Origin of the sequence: Devosia sp., from assembly GCF_028290625.1 — a bacterium.
Lineage (GTDB): Bacteria > Pseudomonadota > Alphaproteobacteria > Rhizobiales > Devosiaceae > Devosia.
The window spans coordinates 58,054-71,339 of the sequence record NZ_JAQGJM010000033.1 but is presented as its reverse complement, the minus strand read 5'-3'; the positions used below and the strand labels follow the sequence as shown (position 1 = coordinate 71,339).

17 protein-coding genes are annotated in these 13,286 nt (G+C 63.9%); 9 read left to right on the top strand and 8 right to left on the bottom strand.

Annotated elements, in window-relative coordinates:
* Nucleotides 1-588, top strand: a complete 588-nt coding sequence (locus JWR51_RS18015; protein ID WP_299750634.1) for an AAA family ATPase — start codon at nt 1-3, stop codon at nt 586-588.
* Here the strand turns inward: JWR51_RS18015 and JWR51_RS18010 are convergent.
* From JWR51_RS18010 to JWR51_RS17995, 4 genes are read right to left on the bottom strand one after another with little or no spacing between them, the layout of a single operon-like run.
* Nucleotides 546-908, bottom strand: a complete 363-nt coding sequence (locus JWR51_RS18010; protein ID WP_299750632.1) for a hypothetical protein — start codon at nt 906-908, stop codon at nt 546-548. The two genes, JWR51_RS18015 and JWR51_RS18010, sit on opposite strands and share 43 nt — an antisense overlap.
* A complete protein-coding gene (locus tag JWR51_RS18005) occupies nt 905-1,390 on the bottom strand; it encodes a YbaK/EbsC family protein (RefSeq protein WP_299750629.1) in 486 nt (161 codons plus the stop codon). The genes JWR51_RS18010 and JWR51_RS18005 overlap by 4 nt, the downstream gene beginning before the upstream one ends.
* A gap of 9 nt (nt 1,391-1,399) precedes the next feature.
* Complete coding sequence (locus JWR51_RS18000) at nt 1,400-2,035, bottom strand: MOSC domain-containing protein (RefSeq protein ID WP_299750626.1); 636 nt, start codon at nt 2,033-2,035, stop codon at nt 1,400-1,402.
* A gap of 2 nt (nt 2,036-2,037) precedes the next feature.
* The gene (locus tag JWR51_RS17995) at nt 2,038-2,940 is read right to left on the bottom strand and encodes a polyprenyl synthetase family protein (protein ID WP_299750623.1); all 903 of its coding nucleotides are present in this window, start codon (nt 2,938-2,940) and stop codon (nt 2,038-2,040) included.
* A 249-nt stretch (nt 2,941-3,189) separates the two neighbouring features.
* On the opposite strand from JWR51_RS17995, the gene JWR51_RS17990 reads away from it, so the two are divergent.
* From JWR51_RS17990 to JWR51_RS17975, 4 genes are all read left to right on the top strand, one after another.
* Nucleotides 3,190-3,879, top strand: a complete 690-nt coding sequence (locus tag JWR51_RS17990) for a transglycosylase domain-containing protein (RefSeq protein ID WP_299750620.1) — start codon at nt 3,190-3,192, stop codon at nt 3,877-3,879.
* A 126-nt stretch (nt 3,880-4,005) separates the two neighbouring features.
* Nucleotides 4,006-4,185, top strand: a complete 180-nt coding sequence (rpmF, locus tag JWR51_RS17985) for a 50S ribosomal protein L32 (protein ID WP_299750617.1) — start codon at nt 4,006-4,008, stop codon at nt 4,183-4,185.
* 151 nt (nt 4,186-4,336) lie between these two features.
* Nucleotides 4,337-5,737 (top strand): class II fumarate hydratase, encoded by a 1,401-nt coding sequence (fumC, locus tag JWR51_RS17980; RefSeq protein WP_299750614.1) that lies wholly within the window; start codon nt 4,337-4,339, stop codon nt 5,735-5,737.
* A gap of 237 nt (nt 5,738-5,974) precedes the next feature.
* Nucleotides 5,975-6,436, top strand: a complete 462-nt coding sequence (locus JWR51_RS17975; protein WP_299750611.1) for a hypothetical protein — start codon at nt 5,975-5,977, stop codon at nt 6,434-6,436.
* Nucleotides 6,437-6,635: 199 nt separating this feature from the next.
* On the opposite strand, the gene JWR51_RS17970 is transcribed toward JWR51_RS17975, so the two are convergent.
* From JWR51_RS17970 to gloB, 3 genes are all read right to left on the bottom strand, one after another.
* Complete coding sequence (locus JWR51_RS17970; RefSeq protein WP_299750608.1) at nt 6,636-6,902, bottom strand: hypothetical protein; 267 nt, start codon at nt 6,900-6,902, stop codon at nt 6,636-6,638.
* Nucleotides 6,903-7,035: 133 nt separating this feature from the next.
* Nucleotides 7,036-7,578, bottom strand: a complete 543-nt coding sequence (locus tag JWR51_RS17965) for a GNAT family N-acetyltransferase (RefSeq protein WP_299750606.1) — start codon at nt 7,576-7,578, stop codon at nt 7,036-7,038.
* Nucleotides 7,579-7,588: 10 nt separating this feature from the next.
* A complete protein-coding gene (gloB, locus tag JWR51_RS17960) occupies nt 7,589-8,356 on the bottom strand; it encodes a hydroxyacylglutathione hydrolase (RefSeq protein WP_299750603.1) in 768 nt (255 codons plus the stop codon).
* 105 nt (nt 8,357-8,461) lie between these two features.
* On the opposite strand from gloB, the gene JWR51_RS17955 reads away from it, so the two are divergent.
* The 3 genes from JWR51_RS17955 to JWR51_RS17945 all read left to right on the top strand — a co-directional run bounded on the left by JWR51_RS17955 (nt 8,462) and on the right by JWR51_RS17945 (nt 11,487).
* Nucleotides 8,462-9,193 (top strand): class I SAM-dependent methyltransferase, encoded by a 732-nt coding sequence (locus JWR51_RS17955; RefSeq protein WP_299750601.1) that lies wholly within the window; start codon nt 8,462-8,464, stop codon nt 9,191-9,193.
* Between the two features lie 237 nt (nt 9,194-9,430).
* A complete protein-coding gene (hisC, locus tag JWR51_RS17950) occupies nt 9,431-10,516 on the top strand; it encodes a histidinol-phosphate transaminase (protein WP_299750599.1) in 1,086 nt (361 codons plus the stop codon).
* Nucleotides 10,513-11,487 (top strand): prephenate/arogenate dehydrogenase family protein, encoded by a 975-nt coding sequence (locus JWR51_RS17945; RefSeq protein ID WP_299750598.1) that lies wholly within the window; start codon nt 10,513-10,515, stop codon nt 11,485-11,487. The genes hisC and JWR51_RS17945 overlap by 4 nt, the downstream gene beginning before the upstream one ends.
* Here the strand turns inward: JWR51_RS17945 and JWR51_RS17940 are convergent.
* The gene (locus JWR51_RS17940; protein WP_299750596.1) at nt 11,484-12,452 is read right to left on the bottom strand and encodes a DUF2125 domain-containing protein; all 969 of its coding nucleotides are present in this window, start codon (nt 12,450-12,452) and stop codon (nt 11,484-11,486) included. The two genes, JWR51_RS17945 and JWR51_RS17940, sit on opposite strands and share 4 nt — an antisense overlap.
* 113 nt (nt 12,453-12,565) lie before the next feature.
* Between JWR51_RS17940 and JWR51_RS17935 the strand changes: the two genes are divergently transcribed.
* Nucleotides 12,566-13,150 (top strand): gamma-glutamylcyclotransferase, encoded by a 585-nt coding sequence (locus tag JWR51_RS17935; protein ID WP_299750594.1) that lies wholly within the window; start codon nt 12,566-12,568, stop codon nt 13,148-13,150.
* Nucleotides 13,151-13,286: the final 136 nt, after the last annotated feature.

The window sequence follows — 13,286 nt, the reverse complement described above, 5'->3', positions numbered from 1 at the left end:
ATGGAGCGTCCTGCCAGCATCATTTTCATCCACGGTGCGTCCAGCAGCGGAAAATCGACGCTGGCGCGGGGCGTGCAGGCGAAAATCGATCAACCGTTCTGGCATATTTCCATCGATCACCTGCGCGATGCGGGCGTGCTGCCATCGGCGCGTATCAAGAGCGGTGAGTTCAAATGGCGCGACATGCGCGGCCAGTTCTTCGATGGGTTTCACCAGTCGCTGGCCGCCTATGCCGAGGCTGGAAACAATCTGATTGTCGAGCACATCGTCGATACGCCCGGCTGGCATGAAGATTTGATCACGCTGCTGGCGCCGTTCGATGTGTTCTTCGTCGGCGTGCATTGCTCGGTGGCCGAACTCAACCGGCGCGAGGCCGCGCGTGGCGACCGCGAGATCGGCAGCGCCGAACGCGACTACCACACCATCCACCATGGCCTGCGCTACGATTTCGAGGTTCAGTCGGAAGCGGATGTCGAGGACAATGTCGCCCGGGTGATTGCGGCATGGACAGCGCGGACCGCGCCGTCGGCTTTTGTCGAGCGCGACTACGCGCCGAACCAGAATGCCAGGAGCACGCCCACGAGCTGAATGATCCCCAGCCCCAGCGGTCCCCAGACCTTGAGCTTGTCGCCGGTCTGGGTGCCCACTGCCGCATCTGCGAGTTGGATCACGCCAGCCAGCAGGCCCAGCCAGATCAGGGCCGGCAGATCGGCGCGGAACGCCGCCCACAGCACCGCCAATAGCAGCGGGATCGAGCGTGCGACGCCGTAGAGCGCAAAAACTTTTGCGGTGTGCGAGCCCTCGCCGTCCCTGACGATGAAGCCGGGAAAGAACACCCCGGCGAGGGAGAAACCTGCCGCGACCAGTACGTTGATGAGGGTGACGACGATCAGCAGCGCCAAGATCATGAAACGTATTCCTCGTTAGCGGGCGGTTGGCACGCATCCACCCATTTGCCGCCGCACAATTGCGCCAGCCGATCCACCGTCAGCCGCACCGAGGCGTGGGTGGAGCCACCGGCTGGAATGACAATGTCATAGACCTTGAGCGATGTATCCAGATGGATCGGCAGCGGCGCGGGCAGGCCGAAGGGGCAAACGCCGCCGACCTTGTGGCTGGTCAATTGCTCGACCTCCTCGGCGCCCAGCATGCGCGGGCGGCCGCCAAAAGCGGCTTTGGATTTCTGATTGTCCAGCCGCGCATCGCCACGGGTGACCAAGAGGAAAACCTCGCCACTGACGCGAATGCACAGGGTCTTGGCGATCTGGCCGGGTTCGACGCCGTGCACTTCTGCCGCCGACTGCACCGTGGCGGTCGAGCCTTCGGTTTCGAGCACCGACAGGTCCGGCGCACGGGCGGCGAGGTCGGCTTTGACGCTAGCGAGACTCATGGGTTTTTCTCAGAACAGTTGGTTGAGGCGCGCTTCGTATTTGACGCGCGTCTTGTCGCGGATTGGCGTGGCGAGCGCCCGCCGCATGAAGGCGGGGTCCAGCTCGCGCACCCCATCGAGCGCCATCAGTTCGGTGACGGTGACGCGTTCGCCGGCAAACGGCGTGTAGGTGACGCTCATCCCGCCTTCGACATTGCCGGGCGTGATGACGCGGCAATAGGCGCCGGGGCGAAGTGCGCTGGCGAAGCGCTTGACGAAGCCATTGTCGCCCATGCGCGCGGCCAGCGTCATGCAGGGCGTGCGGTGATAGGTGACTTCCAGCACCACATCGCCAATGGCAAAGCGATCACCAATGGCGACCGCCTGTCCATCGACGCTAGCAATGGTGAGGTTTTCGCCAAAGGTGCCGGGCGCGATGGTTTGGCCGAGCTGTTGGCTCCACCAGTCATAGTCCTGGGCGAAGTAGAGATAGACCGCCTGGTCGCGACCACCGTGGTGGCGGCGATCGATGATGGCGTCCCCCGCTACCTCGAGCGGGGTGATGGCGACGGGGCCGGTGACCGGCTGCTTGAAAATGCCGGTCGGCGCCTTGTGGCCGGGAATGGGCTGGGGCTTGCCAATATTGACGCTGAGCAGGCTTGCCATGTTCAACTCTGCCGGCTGGCGAAATAGCGGGCAGTGGCGCGCAACCCATCGGCCTTGGGACCGAAGGTGCGCAAGGCCGAGACGGCGTCGTTGATGATGGCTGCCAAGTGTTGGCGCGCCTCATCGACGCCGATGCGGGCGACGAGCGTCTGCTTGCCCGCCGCGGCGTCCTTGCCGGTGGCCTTGCCCATGGCTTCGGGGGTGGCGGTCACGTCGAGCAGGTCGTCGGCGAGCTGGAACGCGCGACCGGCAGCCTCCGCATAAGCGGTCAGCGCCGAGAGCGCGCGGGCGTCGGCGCCGCCGAGGATGGCACCGATGCGGACGCTGGCGCGGATCAGGGCGCCGGTCTTCATCGCCTGCATAATGGCGATGTCGTCGCCCGAAAAGCCGCCGCGCTCGCCCTCGATATCGCGCATCTGCCCGCCCGCCATGCCGCCGGCGCCGCTGCCAGCCACCAGTTCGGCAACCAGCGCGATGCGAATGGCGGGATCGGGATGGCACTCGGGATTGGCCAGCAGGCCAAAGGCGTGTGTCAGCAGCGCATCGCCGGCCAGGATCGCGGTGGCGTCGTCATAGGCCTTGTGCACGGTCGGCTGGCCGCGGCGCAGGTCGTCGTCGTCCATGGCCGGCAGGTCGTCGTGAATCAGCGAATAGCAGTGCACCGCCTCGATCGCGAGGCCGGCGATCAGCGATTGGCTCGCGGGGACGCCGAAGATGGCGCCAGCCTGGCGTACCAGCAGCGGACGCAGCCGCTTGCCGCCATTGAGGCTGCCATGGCGCATGGCCGCGACCAGCCGCTCGGCGGCCGGACCGGGGCCTGAGAGGCGCTCGGCGGTCAGGAATTTTTCCAGCGCCGTTTCGACGGCAAGGGCGCAGTCGGCAATGTCGGCGGTAAAATCGTACATGTGACGTTGCTAGCGGGTTGGATGCGCGGCGGCAAGATGGTGGTACGGCCTCGTGGTTCGAGGGTCGCAAGGGCTCCCGCTCACCATGAGGGCTACTGGGAGTGCGGATTGCAGAGGCGCCGAAGCCAAGCAGCCCTCATGGTGAGGTGCGAGTTCTTCAAGAGCCTCGAACCACGAGGGCGGGCACTGGATTTCAAAGGAACCGCCAGCTATTGCAAAGCCATGGCGCGGAGACGGAAATCCAGGGGCATGTGGGGGGCGGTGCGCTGGTTCGCGCGGCTCATGGTCGTGCTCGTCGCCATCCCGGTGGTGCTGACGCCGGTTTATCTGTTCGTCGATCCCATTTCCGTGCCCATGCTGCAGCGCTATGTCACCGGTCAGCCGGTGATCCGCCAATGGCGCGATATTGGTCAGATCTCTGATCGGCTCAAGGCCTCGGTGATCCTTTCTGAAGACGGCCAGTTCTGCCGTCACTGGGGCGTGGATATCGCCGCATTGCGCGATGAAGTCACTGACCTGTTTTCCGGAAAACCGGTGCGCGGCGCCTCCACCATCACCATGCAGGTGGCGCGCAACCTGTTCCTGTGGAATGGCGAAAGCTATATTCGCAAGGGGCTGGAAATCCCGCTGGCGCTCTATGTCGACCTGGTGCTGCCGAAGCGACGGATCATGGAAATCTATCTCAATATCGCCGAATGGGGACCCAGTGGACAGTTCGGGATCGAGGCCGGTGCGCAGGCGGCATTCGGCGTCGAACCCGATGCCCTGAGCCGGTCGGCTGCGGCGCTGTTGACCACCGCGCTGCCAAATCCGATGCTGCGGCTGCCGGGCCGGCCATCGGCCAATCAGCGGCGCATTGCGGCGGTCATCGAGGACCGGGTCAACCAGTATGGCGAGCGTGCCGATTGCGTCGGCGAAAACGGCAGGCTGGCGCTGTGACGCAGCCTGCAAAAGGCTCTAGCCAAGCCCCCCATTCTCCTCTATAGACGGCGCCAATCCCTACAGAGCTTAACGTCTCTGGGCCGCTTTCGGCGGCGCAACGATATTGAATTCGGAGTACCGACCATGGCAGTTCCAAAACGAAAGACCTCGCCGATGAAGCGCGGCTTCCGCCGCTCGCACGATGCCCTCGCCACTGCATCCTATGTCGAAGACAAGGATTCTGGCGAGCTGCGTCGCCCGCATCACGTCGATCTCAAGACCGGCATGTATCGCGGCCGGCAGATCCTCGACGTCAAGAAATAAGCCGGCGCGTTTGCGCCCGGTTTGAAGATTTGCATGCGGCCGGTCCCACCAGGGATCGGCCGTTTTGCTGTGCCGCGGGGGCGGCTGAGACTTGCCATATTCCTGATGTCGGCCTAAGCCCGGCCAGGCTCTCAGAACTCGGAGATTTTCCATGAGCATGCGCGTTGAATCGGACTCGATGGGCACCATTAATGTGCCGTCGGCCAAGTATTATGGCGCGCAGACGGCTCGAAGCCTGGCCAATTTCGACATTGGCGGCGAAAAGATGCCCAAAGAGATCATCACCGCGTTCGGCATTCTCAAGAAGGCCGCGGCCCTGGCCAACCACAAGCTGGGCCTGCTCGACGAAAAAACCCGCGACCTGATCGTGGCGGCGGCCGACGAAGTGATCGCCGGCAAGCTGGAAGAGCATTTCCCGCTGGTGGTATGGCAGACCGGTTCGGGCACGCAGTCCAACATGAATGTCAACGAGGTCATCTCGAACCGCGCCATCGAGTTGGCCGGCGGCACGATGGGCTCCAAGAAGCCCGTGCATCCCAACGACCACGTCAATATGAGCCAGTCGTCCAACGACACCTATCCGACCGCGATGCACATCGCGGCGGTCGAGGCGCTGGAGAACTACCTGTTCCCGCGCGTTGAAAAGCTGCGCGCGACGCTGGAATCCAAGTCCGAGGAATTCATGGATGTGGTCAAGATCGGCCGCACCCATTTGCAGGACGCGACGCCCCTGACGCTGGGCCAGGAAATGAGCGGCTGGGTCGCGCAGATCGAGCTGGCTGTCAAAGCCATCAAGGCGACCCTGCCGCAGCTCAAGGAACTGGCGCTGGGCGGCACCGCGGTCGGCACCGGGCTCAATGCCCATCCCGATTACGGCGTGACCGTCGCCGCTGAGATCGCCAAGCTGACCGGCCAGGATTTCGTCACCGCACCGAACAAATATGCGGTGATGGCTGGCCATGACGCCTTCGTGGGCACGTCGGGCGCGCTCAAGCAGCTTGCCGCCGCGCTGATGAAAATCGCCAATGACGTGCGCTGGCTGGCCTCTGGCCCCCGCTCGGGCCTGGGAGAGCTGACCATTCCCGAGAACGAGCCCGGCTCCTCGATCATGCCCGGAAAGGTCAATCCGACCCAGTCGGAAGCCATGACCATGGTGGCCGTGCAGGTGATGGGCAATGACGCGGCGATTGGCTTTGCGGCCAGCCAGGGCAATTTCGAGCTCAACGTGTTCAAGCCGGTGATCGCCTACAATTTCCTGCAGTCGGTGCGGCTGCTGGCCGATTCGGCGCGCAGCTTCAACGACAATTGCGCCATCGGCATCGAGCCCGACCGCGCCCGCATCAAGGAACTGGTCGACAAATCGCTGATGCTGGTGACCGCGCTCAATCGCAAGATCGGCTACGACAACGCCGCCAAGATCGCCAAGACGGCGCACAAGCATGGTACGACGCTGCGCGAGGAGGCCATCGCGCTGGGCCTGCTGACCGGCGAGGAATTCGACGCCGAAGTAAAACCCGAGCAGATGGTGGGCCCGCTCAAGTTGAAGAAGTAGTTCGCCTCTTTCTCCCTTCTCCCCTTGTGGGAGAAGGTGGCGCGAAGCGCCGGATGAGGGGGCTGCTATCGCCGAAGAAACCCCTCACCCGCCCCCCGCTTTCGCGGGGGCAGGCTCTTCGGGCACCCTCTCCCACGAGGGGAGAGGGGTGACGACTGATGGATGATTGCTCCTGCTAATCCTCTTCCCGCCCGTCCCCGGCTCTGGCATGGTGCGCCAATTGTAGGGAGAATTACGATGACCGAGACCGTTTATGTTGCGCCCAATGGCGGCCGCGTACAGCAGCGCAAGGGGCCATTCATTCCCCCGCTGCTGATCGTGCCCTTCGTGCTCTACAATATCTTTGCTTTCCTGCCGTTCTTCGGTGGCAGGCCCGAGGCGTGGCATAGTGGGCTGGTTTCGATCCCGATGGTTTCGGGTACGCCCTGGGCGGTGACGGCCGGTGACCTGTTGCTGGTGGTGGCGCTGGTCTGCCTGTTCGTCGAAATCCTGAAATCCACCCGCACCGGTACGTCATCGATTGTCGAGCACATGCTGTCGATGGTGGTCTTCGTGCTGTTCCTGATCGAATTCCTGCTGGTCGGCGCGGCCGCCAGCTCGGTGTTCTTCCTGCTGATGGTGATGAGCCTGATCGACGTGGTCGCGGGCTTTGCGGTGTCGATCACCGGCGCCGGCCGCGATGTGACGATGGGCAGCTAACGCCTAAGCCGCCGCTGGCATTTAGAGCCCCCGCGCTTTGCTGGGGGCACTAGCTCTTCATTCACCCCACCCTTTCTTCCCGCGGGCTTGACCCGCGGGCCATTGGCCGCCTGTGCGATGTTGCTGCAGGCCCGCGGATCAAGTCCGCGGGAAGGAGCGATGGGGATAGTTCACGCTCAATGCCGCGCCGCACGCTCGCTCAGACGACAACCGTTTTCCGATAACCGACGGGCATCCGCACCATCGTGATCCTCGCTCCGGCGCTGTACGCGCCGAGTGCGCCCTCGACTGTGCCGCGGCGGCGTTGGCGCTGCGGAGCGAGATTTTCGCGTGCCGCCAAAAGCTGGCTGACAAAGGCGGCAGTGGTCTGGCTACGGCGCAAGGACGGGCGCGGGGCGGAGGCTTCGATCACCATGGGCAGGCCCGGTGCCGAAGCGGGACGGTTCTGGGTGTCAAAATCGCTCATATTGGCCTGCCTGTCCCGAAATGGGTCGAACTGTGCCATTGTTGGACAATTCAACGCGCTACTGACCAATAAGTGGCAAGCGGCGTGCCAGACGTAAACGATTTGTTAATGATTTGGCCAATGCGGCTGTGGATTAAAGGTCCAAGCGCATGACGTGGCGGCGGGTGCCGGACATGCCGACTTCATGGAAGCCGGCCTTTTCAAAGGCCGGAACGAAGCCGCCGAAGCGATAGCTCGGCGATGCCCGATCGACCGGATAAGCCTCGACCACGTCGGCCTTGTGCTTTTTCGCTTGAGCGATCGCGGCTTTGATCAATTGGTGGGCTACACCCTGTCCGCGCACTTCGCGCCGGGCGTACATGCAGACCAGCGACCAGACGTTGAGCGTGTCTGTCGTCGGCACGTGGAGGCGGTGATAGGTGTCGCGCGGCGCGATCGACACCCAGGCGACCGGCTGACCCTCGACATAGCCAACCAGCCCAACAGGAACGTCGTCCTTGATGCGCCCGAACATATGCCTTCGCCGGTCCGAACTCTTGGATTCCTTGACCTCTTCTGGCGTCGCCCGATAGGCCATGCACCAGCAATATTTCGGCGCGCTTGGCATGCCGAACAGCGTTTCGAAATCCTGGTGGTTGGCCTTGGTGACGGGCTTGAAGGTCAGCTTCATCACCATGGCCAAATCCTCAGAAGTTGTCCTTGCCCTTGCGGATGGCGGCGAAGACCTCGGCAGGGGAAGCGCCTTCAAGGCCATAGTGGCGCGCCAGAGCAACGTCATCCGCGCGGAGGAACGGATTGGCCAGTTTCTCGGTTCCCAGCTCCGCCGGGATGGTGAAGCGGCCAGCCTTGCGTAGTTCGGTGATCTCGGCGGCGCGTTTCTGTAGCGCCGCGTTGTCGGGATCGATGGAGAGGGCGAACTTGGCATTGCTGGCGCTATATTCGTGGCCGCAATAGATCAGCGTCGCATCTGGCAGCTCACGCAGGGCCTTGACGCCCTCCCACATCGGGCCGGGCGTGCCCTCGAACATGCGGCCGACGCCGAGCGAGAACAGCGCGTCGCCAGTGAACAGATGCCCGCCCGCCGCGTCGTAAAACACGATGTGACCCAGCGTGTGGCCGGGCGAGTGAAAAATGTCGAACTTGGTCTCGCCCAGCATCAGCGTGTCGCCGGCAGCCACCAGCACGTCGAGATCGGCGATCTTGTCGGCTTCGGCGCGGGGGCCAGTCACCGTGACGCCAAACTCGGCCTTCAGCTCGGGAATGGCCTCGACATGGTCGAGGTGGTGATGGGTGATGAAGATATCGCTTAGCGTCCAGCCGCGATGCAGCAGGGCGGTCTTGATCGGGCCCGCTTCGGGCGCGTCGATGGCGGCGGTGCGGCCGGTGGCGGTGTCGTGCGCCAGATAGCCGTAATTATCGCTGCGCGCCTCGAACACGTCGACGATCAATGCCATGTTTATGCTCCTATGCTGTTCGCGTGCCTTGAAAGCCACGCAGGCGGACCTGACATGGCAATGGCGCATTAGACAAGTGGGCGGGCCTTTGGCACAGTCGATTTCATGAGCGAAGATGTCGTGCGCCTGATCGACTATTACAAATCCCCGTTGGGGCGGATTTCGCGTGCGCTGGTGCGCGAACAGATCATGGGCCTGGCCGGCGACGTGCGCGGCCAGCGCGTCATGGGGCTGGGCTTCGCCACGCCCTATCTGCGCTTCACGCTGGATCGCGCCGAGCGGGTGCTGGCCTTCATGCCGGCGCGACAAGGGGCGTCGTCCTGGCCGCGCGAGGGGCCGTCGCGCACGGTATTGTGCGACCCGATGGAAATGCCGCTCACCGATGCGGCGATCGATCTGACCATCGCTGTGCATGCGCTCGAACATATCGCCGATGCCGAAGAGCTGATGCGCGAACTGTGGCGGGTGACGGCGCCCAACGGGCGGCTGATCATCGTCGTGCCCCGGCGGCGCGGCATCTGGGCACAGCGCGACAATACCCCGTTCGGCACCGGCAATCCTTATTCGGCGGGGCAATTGGAGCGCCTGTTGCGCGATCATAGTTTTGTGCCCGAAGGCTGGCGTGACGGGCTGTTCCTGCCGCCGTTCCAGTCGTCGCTGGTGCTCAAATCGACGCGCTTCTTCGAAGGCGCCGGGCGGCTGCTGGGTCCGGCCATGTCGGGCGTAATTTGCGTCGTGGCGCGCAAGGAGGCCTTCCCGGCCGTTCCCCGCCGCAAGCGCGAGGAACGCTTCGTGCGGGTGCCGGGCCTGAGCGCGGCGACCGCGCGGTCATCGTAATCCGGATTCTCAGTCGACACCCTCCCCCCTTGCGGGGAGGGATCAAGGGTGGGGGGAGGTTTGGCCCCGATCCTACATCGTGGCTCCGAACACCCCCACCCAACCTCCCCGTCAAGGGGGAGGAGTTGACCGGTGGTTGGCGAGATCATTGGGCTCGCCTCCAACGTAACTCCCCCTTTGCCATCCGGCCGCACTTTGACTATGGTCCGCGCGGCTTTTAGAGACCCCAGAACATCCATGTCGAACCGTCCGACGCCGCAGCCCGGCATTCTCGATATCGCCCCCTATGTGCCCGGCAAAGCCGGCGCGCCGGGGAGCAAGGCGATCAAATTGTCGTCCAATGAAAGCCCGCTCGGCGCTTCGCCCAAGGCGATCGCGGCGTTTGCCTCAGTGGCCGATCACCTGGATATCTACCCCGAGGGTTCTTCAAAGATCCTGCGCACGGCTTTGGGCGAAGTGCATGGGCTCGATCCGGAGCGCATCGTGTGCGGCAATGGCTCGGACGACCTGTTGCACCTGTTGGCCCAGACCTATCTGGGGCACGGCGACGAAGCGGTGATGAACCAGTACGGGTTCTCGGTCTATCCGATCATCACGCTGGCGACGGGCGCCAAGATCGTCATGGCGCCGGAGGTGGACTATACCGCCAACGTCGATACGCTGCTGGCGGCGGTGACCGAGCACACCAAGATGGTGTTCCTCGCCAACCCCAACAATCCGACCGGCACCTATCTGTCCTCGACCGAAGTGGCGCGGCTGCATGCCGGTCTGCGCCCGGATATCATGCTGGTGATCGACAGCGCCTATGCGGAATATGTGACGGCGGCGGACTATTCGGTGGGGATCGACCTGGTCGATGCTGCCGACAATGTTGTCATGGTGCGCACCTTCTCCAAAATGGGGCTGGCGGCGGCGCGGATCGGCTGGATGTACGGCCCCGACCATGTAGTGGATGCCATCAACCGCATTCGTGGGCCGTTCAACGTCAACCTGCCGGCGCAACTGGCGGGCGCCGCAGCAACGCGCGATGTGGAATTTACCGAGCGGCTGCGGCAGCACAATGCGCGCTGGCGCGAGTGGATCACCGGGCAACTAAGCTCCAACCAGTTGCGCGTGGTGCAGAGCCAGGCCAATTTCATCCTGGTGCTGTTTCCGAGCCCCGCCGAGGCTGACGCTGCGTTCCAGGCCCTGTGGGACAAGGGCCTGATCGTGCGGCAGGTCGGCACGTCCTATGGCATTGCGGATGGCTTGCGCATTTCCATCGGCAGCGAGGCCGCCATGCGCGGCGTGGTCGAAGTTCTCAAAAATCGGGTTGTGGCATGAGCGTCAAATTTCGCAAACTCGCGCTGATCGGCATCGGCCTGATCGGCTCGTCCATCGCTCTCGCCGCCCGACGGCAGGGGCTGGCGGATGTCATCGCTATTTCCACCCGCAAGGCGGAGACGCTGGAGGAAGCACGCGAACTGGGGCTGGGCGATCTTTATACGCTCGACGCCGCCGAGGCCGTGCGCGGCGCGGATCTGGTCATCCTCTGTACGCCGGTGGGCGCCTATGAGAGCGTGATGCAGGCCATCGCCTCCTCTTTGGCGCCGGGCGCGATCTTGTCCGATGTCGGCTCGGTCAAGCAGCACGTGGTCAACGTGCTGGCGCCACTGGTGCCGGCTGGCGTCAGCCTCATTCCGGGCCACCCGATTGCCGGCACCGAGCATTCGGGGCCATCGGCAGGCTTTGCCGAATTGTTCGCCGGGCGCTGGTGCGTGCTGACGCCGGGGCCCGAAGTTGCGAGCACTCAGGTCGATAAGCTGGTGCAATTCTGGGAAGCCATGGGCAGCCATGTCGAGACCATGGAGGCCAGCCACCACGATATGGTGCTGGCCATTACCAGCCATATCCCCCATCTCGTGGCCTACAACATTGTCGGCACCGTCGCCGATCTGGAAGCGGCGACCCAGTCGGAAGTCATCAAATTCTCGGCCTCCGGCTTCCGCGATTTCACCCGCATCGCCGCCTCAGATCCGGTGATGTGGCGCGATATCTTCCTGACCAATCGCGATGCCGTGTTGGAAATGCTGGGCCGGTTCTCCGAGGACCTGTCGGCGCTACAGCGCTCCGTCCGCATGGGCGATGGCCCGGCGCTCGAAGCCATGTTCACCCGCACCCGCGCCATCCGTCGCTCGATCATCAGTGCCGGGCAGGAAACCGCTGCCGCCGACTTCGGACGGCCGCATGAGGCCACGCCCACGCCGACCGCACCGGTCTTCGTGCGCGAACATGGTGGCGGGGACGACGCCTAGAACAGCGGCGGTACCGAGGCGATCGGCAGCAGACCCGAATAGATATTGCCGCCACGGAAATTGAGCACGTTGGCATGCGTGCCGTCCGGGGCCGGATTGCCCAGCACCAGCGCGCGATAGGGCTCCATCAGATAGGGTTCGAGGCGCTCGGCCACCTTGGTAGAATTGATGTCGATCTGCCCGTCCAGCAGGCCCTGGGGGTCGAGCGCCAAGTTGCCGTTGGCCTTGAGGTCGCTATCGCCATCGGTGGCGTGGGCGGAGACCAGTTTGAGCTGGCCGCCGGCGGCGCGCCAGTTGACCAGCGCGTCGGGTTCGGCCAGCAGCCGCACGTCGTCGGGCAGGCCATTCACCTCGACCTCGATTTCGGCATTGCCATTGGCGATGGTGAAGCCGGGCGCCACGAGGTCCCTGGCCTGGAGATAGCCGGCCAAAGCCGCGAGGCCTTTGGCGGTATCGTGTTGCTCGGGAATGTCACCCAATTGCAGGTCGATCATGGCGCTTTTGGCGATGAGGTTGTCGCCCATCAGCGTGTCGCTCCAGTTCACCTCAGTGCCGTTGAGCGCGATGCGGGCGATCTGCCAGCCATTGGTGCGGGCGCTGGCTTCGAGCGTGGCGAAATTGAGCGTGCTCTGGGAGCCGGTGAAGGTGTCTTCGATCTTGACGGGAGCCAGCGCCGAGGCCAGCAGGTGCGTGGGGCGATAGACCAGCACGCTGGCGCGCAGTCCGGCGATATCGACGACCAGGTCGCCATCGAGCACCTGCGCCTTGGCGCAATCGACGTCGAAGCGGAACGGGAAGCCCGAGACATTGAGCGTATCGCAGGTGAGGCGCGGCGTGGTGACGCCATCGGCATCGGCCAGGGCCACGACATTCTTGCGTACCTCGCCGGACAGGAACAGCCAGGCGCCCGACCACAGGGCGACCACGACGACGATAGCGACAAACAACCAGATGATTCGTTTCATGGCTTTGTTCTATCCTCGCGAGGGCTTGGGCTAAAGAGTGGGCGGCGGGAAAACCGGGTCGTGATGCTGAGGCGGGGTCGCTAATGCAGACGGGTGATTGCCGGAAGGCAGCAATGTCCGTAGATTCTGTTGGGTTGATGACCATGCTTGAAACAATGAACGCCACAATCACCCATTGGGTTTTCGGGTACGGATCACTGATCTGGAATCCCGGCTTTGCCCATATTTCGGCCCAGCAGGGGCTGCTCTATGGGGCCCATCGGAGCTTGTCGGTCTATTCGCAGGACCATCGCGGCACGCCGCAGCGGCCGGGGCTGGTGTTCGGGCTGACGCGAGGCGGCTCATGCCGGGGCATGATGTTCGAAGTCGCCGATGCCGATTGGGGGCGCGTGCGGGCCTATCTGCTGGCGCGCGAAAAGGGCAATGGCGTCTATCGCGAAGCCACGCGGCCGGTACGGCTGGCGGATGGGCGCGCGGTGCTCGCGCTGACCTTCATGGTCGACGAGCGGCATGTGCAATATGCGCGCAATCTCAGCCTTGAGCATCAATTGGCCATCGTGCGCGGCGGCGTCGGCGAGTCAGGCAATAATGTGGATTATGTGCTGAACACCGCGCGGGGGTTGGCACAATTGGGCATCGAGGATCGGCAGATCATGGCGCTGGCCAAATTGTTGGCGCGGGATGTGGCGGCGGCTTAGTCGCTGGAGTTATCAAATCCACCCATCCATCATCTTCCATCCGCCAACCATCCCCACCCACCGTCTGCCCGCGGGCTTGACCCGCGGGTCACCCTCAACACGTGCCGGGTTGTGAGAGGCCCGCGGGTCGAGCCCG

Excerpts from the sequence above, each read along its gene's own strand:
- JWR51_RS18015 (WP_299750634.1), top strand. The coding sequence starts at position 1 with ATGGAGCGTCCTGCCAGCATCATTTTCATCCACGGTGCGTCCAGCAGC.
- JWR51_RS18010 (WP_299750632.1), bottom strand. The coding sequence starts at position 908 with ATGATCTTGGCGCTGCTGATCGTCGTCACCCTCATCAACGTACTGGTC.
- JWR51_RS18005 (WP_299750629.1), bottom strand. The coding sequence starts at position 1,390 with ATGAGTCTCGCTAGCGTCAAAGCCGACCTCGCCGCCCGTGCGCCGGAC.
- JWR51_RS18000 (WP_299750626.1), bottom strand. The coding sequence starts at position 2,035 with ATGGCAAGCCTGCTCAGCGTCAATATTGGCAAGCCCCAGCCCATTCCC.
- JWR51_RS17995 (WP_299750623.1), bottom strand. The coding sequence starts at position 2,940 with ATGTACGATTTTACCGCCGACATTGCCGACTGCGCCCTTGCCGTCGAA.
- JWR51_RS17990 (WP_299750620.1), top strand. The coding sequence starts at position 3,190 with ATGTGGGGGGCGGTGCGCTGGTTCGCGCGGCTCATGGTCGTGCTCGTC.
- rpmF (WP_299750617.1), top strand. The coding sequence starts at position 4,006 with ATGGCAGTTCCAAAACGAAAGACCTCGCCGATGAAGCGCGGCTTCCGC.
- fumC (WP_299750614.1), top strand. The coding sequence starts at position 4,337 with ATGAGCATGCGCGTTGAATCGGACTCGATGGGCACCATTAATGTGCCG.
- JWR51_RS17975 (WP_299750611.1), top strand. The coding sequence starts at position 5,975 with ATGACCGAGACCGTTTATGTTGCGCCCAATGGCGGCCGCGTACAGCAG.
- JWR51_RS17970 (WP_299750608.1), bottom strand. The coding sequence starts at position 6,902 with ATGAGCGATTTTGACACCCAGAACCGTCCCGCTTCGGCACCGGGCCTG.
- JWR51_RS17965 (WP_299750606.1), bottom strand. The coding sequence starts at position 7,578 with ATGGTGATGAAGCTGACCTTCAAGCCCGTCACCAAGGCCAACCACCAG.
- gloB (WP_299750603.1), bottom strand. The coding sequence starts at position 8,356 with ATGGCATTGATCGTCGACGTGTTCGAGGCGCGCAGCGATAATTACGGC.
- JWR51_RS17955 (WP_299750601.1), top strand. The coding sequence starts at position 8,462 with ATGAGCGAAGATGTCGTGCGCCTGATCGACTATTACAAATCCCCGTTG.
- hisC (WP_299750599.1), top strand. The coding sequence starts at position 9,431 with ATGTCGAACCGTCCGACGCCGCAGCCCGGCATTCTCGATATCGCCCCC.
- JWR51_RS17945 (WP_299750598.1), top strand. The coding sequence starts at position 10,513 with ATGAGCGTCAAATTTCGCAAACTCGCGCTGATCGGCATCGGCCTGATC.
- JWR51_RS17940 (WP_299750596.1), bottom strand. The coding sequence starts at position 12,452 with ATGAAACGAATCATCTGGTTGTTTGTCGCTATCGTCGTCGTGGTCGCC.
- JWR51_RS17935 (WP_299750594.1), top strand. The coding sequence starts at position 12,566 with ATGTCCGTAGATTCTGTTGGGTTGATGACCATGCTTGAAACAATGAAC.